The organism is Cupriavidus neocaledonicus (assembly GCF_000372525.1).
Classification (GTDB): domain Bacteria; phylum Pseudomonadota; class Gammaproteobacteria; order Burkholderiales; family Burkholderiaceae; genus Cupriavidus; species Cupriavidus neocaledonicus.
Genome location: NZ_AQUR01000075.1, coordinates 62,603 through 69,028, shown reverse-complemented (window position 1 = coordinate 69,028; position 6,426 = coordinate 62,603). Strand labels below are relative to the sequence as shown.

Sequence of the window (6,426 nt, the reverse complement as noted above, 5' to 3'; positions counted from 1 at the left end):
CTCGGCGTCAACGGCTTCATCGGCCACCACCTGACGCGCCGCATCCTGGAAACCACGCCGTGGCAGGTCTACGGCATGGACATGAACACGGACCGCCTGGGCGACCTCGTCGACCANCCGCGCATGCACTTCTTCGAGGGCGACATCACCATCAACAAGGAGTGGATCGAGTACAACATCCGCAAGTGCGACGTGGTGCTGCCGCTGGTCGCCATCGCCACCCCGGCCACCTACGTGCGCCAGCCGCTGCGCGTGTTCGAGCTGGACTTCGAGGCCAACCTGCCGATCGTGCGCGCCGCGGTCAAGTACGGCAAGCACCTGGTGTTCCCGTCGACCTCCGAGGTCTACGGCATGTGCGGCGACGAGGAATTCGACCCCGACGCCTCGCCGCTGGTCTACGGCCCGATCAACAAGCCGCGCTGGATCTACGCCTGCTCCAAGCAGCTGATGGATCGCGTGATCCACGCCTACGGCATGGAGCAAGGGCTCAACTACACGCTGTTCCGCCCCTTCAACTGGATCGGCGCCGGGCTGGACTCGATCTTCGAATCGAAGGAAGGCTCGTCGCGCGTGGTGACGCAGTTCCTGGGCCATATCGTGCGCGGCGAACCGATCAAGCTGGTCGACGGCGGCGCGCAGCAACGCGCCTTCGCCGACATCGCCGACGGCATCAGCGCGCTGATGCGCATCATCGAGAATCCTGGCGGGGTGGCCAGCGGCAAGATCTACAACATCGGCAACCCGGACAATATCCACTCGGTGCGCGAGCTCGCCGAGATGATGCTGAGAATGGCCGCCGACTACCCGGAATACGCGCACGCAGCGCGCCACACCCGGATCGTCGAGACCTCGTCGGGCGACTTCTACGGCAAGGGCTACCAGGACGTGCAGCACCGCGTGCCGAAGATCGACAACACCATCGAGGAGCTGGGGTGGGAGCCCAGGATAGGGATGGAGGCGTCGCTGCGGCGGATCTACGAGGCGTACCGGGGGCACGTGAGCGATGCCCGCGTGCTGGTCAATCAGGGCTGAGCCTGCGGCAAGTGCAAAGCAAGACGGCGGTGCCATGGCACCGCCGTCTTGCATCGGGCACGCTTAGCCCACCGAGACCTCGATCCGGCGCGGCCGCGCTTCATCGCGGCGCGGGATGGTCAGCTTGAGCACGCCATCCTGCAGGTTGGCCTCGATCGCCGACGCGTCGAGATCGGGGCCGAGCGTGAACGTGCGCGCATAGCGCGGCTGCCGGACCTCGGCATGCTGCACGCGCAGGCCCGCCGGCATCGGCAGCACCGCCTCGCCTTCGATGCGCAGGCTGCTGTCGTGGACGTTGACCTCCAGCTTTTCGCGCGGCACCCCCGGCAGGTCCGCCCACAGCGTAACGCCGGCCGCGGTCTCGAAGATGTCGACGGCGGGGATCAGCGTCATGGCCGGGCCCTCGTCGCGCCGCTGCGCCACGGCACCGCCCTGCCCGGCCGCATTGGCCTGGTCGCGCTGGACGACTTGATTCGAATCGGTCATGGCTACCTCCTCACATTAGCTGACGGTGATGGCACGCGGGCGCGAGGCCTCGCGCTTGCCGACGCTGATCGACAGGCAGCCGTTGGCGTAGCGTGCCTGCACCTTGTCCGGATCGGCCGCCTGCGGCAACTCGATCACGCGGCGGAAACTGCCGGCGAAGCGCTCCTGCGCGTAGGGCCGCGCCTCGGCGTCGCCCTCGGGCTGCGTCGCGGCGCGCTCGCCGCTGATGGTCAGCAGGCCCTTGTCGACCGACACCTCGAACTGCTCGGCCTTCAGGCCCGGGGCAAACACCACGATCTCGATGGAGTCGTCGGTGGTGCCGATATTGAGCGGCGGAAACGCACCGAAACGCCCGGAGCGCAGGCTGGACGGAAAGCCGCCGAACAGGCTGGCCATCTGCCGTTGCATGCGGTCGAATTCACTGAACAGATCAGTCCCGAAAATGAAGTCACTCATGGTTGGATCCTCCTTCTGTGCAGCGGGGAGGCGCACGGACGCCTTGGTTCCCGGCCGCCGGTACGCCGGCTGGCGGGGAAGCCACAGCGCGTTGCTGCAGCGGCTGGGCATTCCCTAATTAGTGTCCGGGCCGGAGGATTTCAAGAGGGGTCGGTGCATGCTGCCGGGCGCCTCAGGCACCGGCGCGATCGAAGCCGGCCTTGCGCGCCAGCACGATGGCCTGGCCGCGGTTTTCCACTTCCAGCTTGGCGAAGATGCTGGTGATATGGTTGCGCACGGTCTTTTCGCACAGGTCAAGGCTCGCCGCGATCTGCGCGTTGTCGCGCCCCTGCGCGATCAGTTCGACGATATCGCGCTCGCGGCGCGTGAGCGCGGTGAACGCGGCGAACGCGGGGATGGGCGCCGGCTGCGCCGACGGCAGGAACGCGCGCACCTCGTCGAGCCAGCGGCGCCACGCCGGTTCGTCCTCCAGCAGCAGGTGGTTGCCGCTTTCCAGCGGCACGAAGCGCGCGCCGGGAATCTCGCTGGCCATCAGGCGGCCCTCGTCGAACGGCACACGCGCATCACGCACCGCGTGCAGCACCAGCGTCGGGCACGACACGCGCGGCAGCAGCGCCACCACGTCGATATCGTTGAACACGCGCATGAAGCGCGCGGCATTCAGCGGCGAGGTCGACACCCGCTCGAGTTCGTTGAACCAGGCATGCTGCTCGGCGGTGCCGCCAGGGATGAACTGGGTGGTAAAGAACTGGCGGAAGGCGGGGTTCTCCTGGCCCCAGCCCAGCTCGGCGAGCTTGTTCATCAGCTCGGCCTCTTCCAGCAGGCGCTGGCTCAGATGGTCGCGCTTCAGGCGCCCGCGCGCATAGCCGCCATGCAGCACGAGGTGGCTGACCCGCTGCGGATGCGCGACCGCGTAGGCCACGGCGATCGATGCGCCCTGCGAGATACCCAGCAGCGGGAAATGGTCCACGCCGGTGGCGTCGACGATGGTTTCGAGATCGCGCAGCCAGGCATCGAACGACAGGTCCTCGATGTCGCGGTCGGACAGCCCGCAGCCGCGTTCGTCATAGCGGATCAGCGTATGCGTGTCGGACAGCGCCGTGATCATGTGGCTCCACACCGGGCTGCCGACGTCGAACTCCAGATGGCTCATCCAGTTGGCCGCCTTGACCAGCGGCGCGCCGCTGCCGGTGATGGCATAGGCCAGCCGCACGCCATCGCGGCTGGTGCACAGGCGGATCTGCTGCTTGAACATCGGCATGTCGGGGCCGCGCGGGCAGGAGCTGCCGGCCGGCAGCCGCGGGGCGCGGCCGCCATGCGGGCGCGCCGCGTGACTCCCCTAGCTTAGGCAAAGGACGGGCGGCGCAAAAGCGCCGCCGCGGGTTCAGGACAGGCATTCTCCGCTGCCGCGCGCATCGCTGCGCGCGCCGTCGGCATGCGGCTCGCGCGACCCGCCAGGCGCGCCCCCGGTGAAGGCATCGAAGCGGCCCATGCGCGCGCTGTAGGCGCCGTCGATATAGGGATCCGCCTTGCGCATCCCGTCCTGGCTCGCGTCGAAGCCGCGCACCCGGCACACGGACAGGTTGCCGCGCGCCACCACGGGCAGCAGCGCGGGCTCCGCGTCCGGACTGCGCGCGCCCCCGGTAAACGCATCGCGCTGGTCGGCGTGGCGCGGCATGGCAGCGGCCAGCGCTTCGCCATAGGCACCGGCCCGGGCCGGCTGGCTCAGGCCGGCGGCGAGTGCGGCAGCGGCAACGAGGGTGTGGGCAAGATTCCTGTGCATTGCAATCTCCAACTGCGGTAGCCGGCGGCAGGGTCTGCCTCGGCAGGTCCGTCATTCAGGCGATCGACGACGAAAGGGCGCGGCTGCACGGGATCGCCCGTGCCGTGCAAGCCATGGCCTGGCGCCGGCCGGTGCCCTCCCTGCAGGGCAGCGGCGTGGCGCCGGACTGAGAGGATCCGGGGGTGTGCCGGGGCAGCTGGATGCCGCCGCGCCGATGAAGGAACTGCCAGGAACTGCCGCCAGGCGCGGGGCTGAGACAAGCTGAGGGACGCATTGTCGGATGCGGATTGGCTGGCCGCATGAGGCCACGGTCCCGGTTCGGGCTGCCGCATGACCGTTTTCCGGGACCTGTGCCCCGCTGCCGGGGGTTGCTGCCAAAGCGCGGCCAAAAGAAAAGCCCCCGGGGCGCCTTGGCGCAGGCCCGGGGGCTGGCGGAGCAGGCGGCGGGCGCGGCCCGCGCGTGCTCAGATCTCGACCTTGGTGCCCAGTTCGACGACCCGGTTGGCCGGGATCTGGAAGAAGTCCGACGGCTTGGCGCCGTTCTGGTGCATCCACGCGAACAGGCTTTCGCGCCACATCGGCATGCCCGGCAGCTTGGACGGGATCACCGATTCGCGGGCGATGAAGAACGAGGTCTCCATCAGCTCGAAATGCATGCCCAGCTTGCGGTCGGCCAGGTCCAGCACCTTCTGCACGTCCGGCGTTTCCTTGAAGCCGTATTCGGACTTGAGGATGAACACGCCGCCGCCCAGGTCCTTGCAGCTCAGGCGATGGTCGTCGTCGACGTACGGCACGTCGCGCGTGATGAAGTTCAGGAACACCACGCGCTCATGCAGCACGCGGTTGTGCTTGAGGTTGTGCAGCAGCGAGACCGGCACCGAGTCGGTGTTGCCGGTCAGGAACACCGCGGTGCCCTCGACCCGGTGCGGCGGGTGCGCCAGCAGGCCGGCGATGAAGGGCTCGAGCGGGATGCCGTCTTCCAGGCTGCGCGCGCGCAGCAGCTTGCGCCCGCTATACCACGTCATCAGCAGGAAGAACGCGCTGCTGCCCAGCAGCAGCGGGAACCAGCCGCCCTCTGCAACCTTGAGCAGGTTGGCCGCGAAGAACGACAGGTCGACCACCAGGAAGGCCGCGCCCAGCACCGCGACCAGCGCCGGATTCCATTTCCAGACATTGCGCATGCACACCGTTGACAGGATCGTGGTGATCACCATGGTGGTGGTGACCGCGATGCCATAGGCCGCCGCCAGGTTCTCGGACTTCTTGAACGAGATCACGACGGCGATCACCAGTACCAGCAGCATCCAGTTGACCACCGGCAGGTAGATCTGGCCAATCTCGGCCGCCGAGGTATAGCGCACCCGCATGCGCGGCAGGAAGCCGAGCTGGATCGCCTGGCTGGTCAGCGAATACGCACCCGAGATGACCGCCTGCGAGGCGATCACGGTGGCGCAGGTGGCGAGCAGCACCATCGGGATCCGCAGCAGCTCCGGCACCATCAGAAAGAACGGGTTTTCGGCACCGGCCGGATTGTTCAGCAGCATCGCGCCCTGGCCGAAGTAGTTCAGCATCAGGCACGGCATCACCAGGATGAACCAGCCCAGGCGGATCGGGCGCGCGCCGAAGTGGCCCATGTCGACATACAGCGCCTCGGCCCCGGTCAGCACCAGGAACACCGAGCCAAGCACGATGAACGCCTGCAGCGCATGCTCGACCAGGAAGGTAATGCCGTAGTACGGATTCACCGCCTTCAGGATTTCCGGTGCCTGCACCAGGTTGAAGACGCCCAGCGCGCCCAGCGCCAGGAACCACACCGTCATCACCGGGCCGAACAGCTTGCCCACCGCCGCGGTGCCGTGGCGCTGGATCAGAAACAGCCCCGCCAGGATCGCCAGCGTGATCGGTATCACGAATTGCGACAGTTGCGGCGCGGCGATCTCCAGCCCTTCCACCGCCGACAGCACCGAGATCGCCGGCGTGATCACCGCGTCGCCGTAGAACATGCAGGCGCCGAAGATGCCCAGCATCATCAGCACCCTGGCCTTGCCGGAGCGCGGCGCCACGGTGCGCAGCACCAGCGCCATCAGCGCCAGCACGCCGCCTTCGCCGTCGTTGTCGGCCCGCATCACGAACACCACGTACTTGATCGAGACCACGATGATCATGGCCCAGAACAGCATGGAGATCACGCCCAGCACGGCATCCGGGCTGAAGGCGATGCCGTGCTCCTTGCTGAAGCATTCCTTGAGGGCGTAGAGCGGGCTGGTGCCGATGTCGCCGAAGACGACGCCTACCGCGCCGAGCACCAGCGCGCGCGTGCTGGGGCTCTCGACAAAATAGTGGCTGGTTGTGGACTGGGTCATGAAGTTGGATCTGCCCGACCGGAGCGCCGGCAGGTTTGTTGACTCTGCCGCGGACCGTTCCGATCCGGCGCAACAGCTTGCTGCGCGCGGAGCCGGTGCTGGTTGCGGTTCTTATTGCATTGCACAAACGCGCGCAATTTTAGTGGAACTGTCGGCTAACGACCACTGCGGCAAACAGGGATGCCGCTTTCGTGACTTCGGAAGAATGGGAGGGAAGTGTCGGATGGTCAAGCCCCGCGAGAGCAAAACAGCGATACCTTGCGCCCGCAAGGGCCGTTGCGGCATGGCAACAATAGCGCCTTCTGC

Annotated in this window: 6 protein-coding genes; 1 reads left to right on the top strand and 5 read right to left on the bottom strand. The window is 67.4% G+C overall.

What is annotated here, in order from left to right; all coding sequences use genetic code 11:
• The coding region (locus A3AG_RS31365; RefSeq protein ID WP_018004371.1) for a bifunctional UDP-4-keto-pentose/UDP-xylose synthase at positions 1-1,032 on the top strand (1,032 nt) is incomplete at its 5' end.
• Between the two features lie 63 nt (positions 1,033-1,095).
• On the opposite strand, the gene A3AG_RS0105015 is transcribed toward A3AG_RS31365, so the two are convergent.
• From A3AG_RS0105015 to A3AG_RS0104990, 5 genes are all read right to left on the bottom strand, one after another.
• Positions 1,096-1,518, bottom strand: a complete 423-nt coding sequence (locus A3AG_RS0105015; protein ID WP_018004370.1) for an Hsp20/alpha crystallin family protein — start codon at positions 1,516-1,518, stop codon at positions 1,096-1,098.
• Between the two features lie 15 nt (positions 1,519-1,533).
• The gene (locus A3AG_RS0105010) at positions 1,534-1,974 is read right to left on the bottom strand and encodes an Hsp20/alpha crystallin family protein (RefSeq protein WP_026163953.1); all 441 of its coding nucleotides are present in this window, start codon (positions 1,972-1,974) and stop codon (positions 1,534-1,536) included.
• Between the two features lie 172 nt (positions 1,975-2,146).
• A complete protein-coding gene (locus A3AG_RS0105005; protein ID WP_026163952.1) occupies positions 2,147-3,235 on the bottom strand; it encodes an alpha/beta fold hydrolase in 1,089 nt (362 codons plus the stop codon).
• A 123-nt stretch (positions 3,236-3,358) separates the two neighbouring features.
• Positions 3,359-3,757: a hypothetical protein gene (locus A3AG_RS0105000; protein WP_018004368.1), complete on the bottom strand. Its 399-nt coding sequence runs from the start codon at positions 3,755-3,757 to the stop codon at positions 3,359-3,361.
• 464 nt (positions 3,758-4,221) lie between these two features.
• A complete protein-coding gene (locus A3AG_RS0104990) occupies positions 4,222-6,120 on the bottom strand; it encodes a potassium transporter Kup (protein WP_018004366.1) in 1,899 nt (632 codons plus the stop codon).
• Positions 6,121-6,426: the final 306 nt, after the last annotated feature.

Coding starts and splice junctions, on each gene's coding strand:
- A3AG_RS0105015 (WP_018004370.1), bottom strand. CDS start 1,518: ATGACCGATTCGAATCAAGTCGTCCAGCGCGACCAGGCCAATGCGGCC.
- A3AG_RS0105005 (WP_026163952.1), bottom strand. CDS start 3,235: ATGCCGATGTTCAAGCAGCAGATCCGCCTGTGCACCAGCCGCGATGGC.
- A3AG_RS0104990 (WP_018004366.1), bottom strand. CDS start 6,120: ATGACCCAGTCCACAACCAGCCACTATTTTGTCGAGAGCCCCAGCACG.
- A3AG_RS0105010 (WP_026163953.1), bottom strand. CDS start 1,974: ATGAGTGACTTCATTTTCGGGACTGATCTGTTCAGTGAATTCGACCGC.
- A3AG_RS0105000 (WP_018004368.1), bottom strand. CDS start 3,757: ATGCACAGGAATCTTGCCCACACCCTCGTTGCCGCTGCCGCACTCGCC.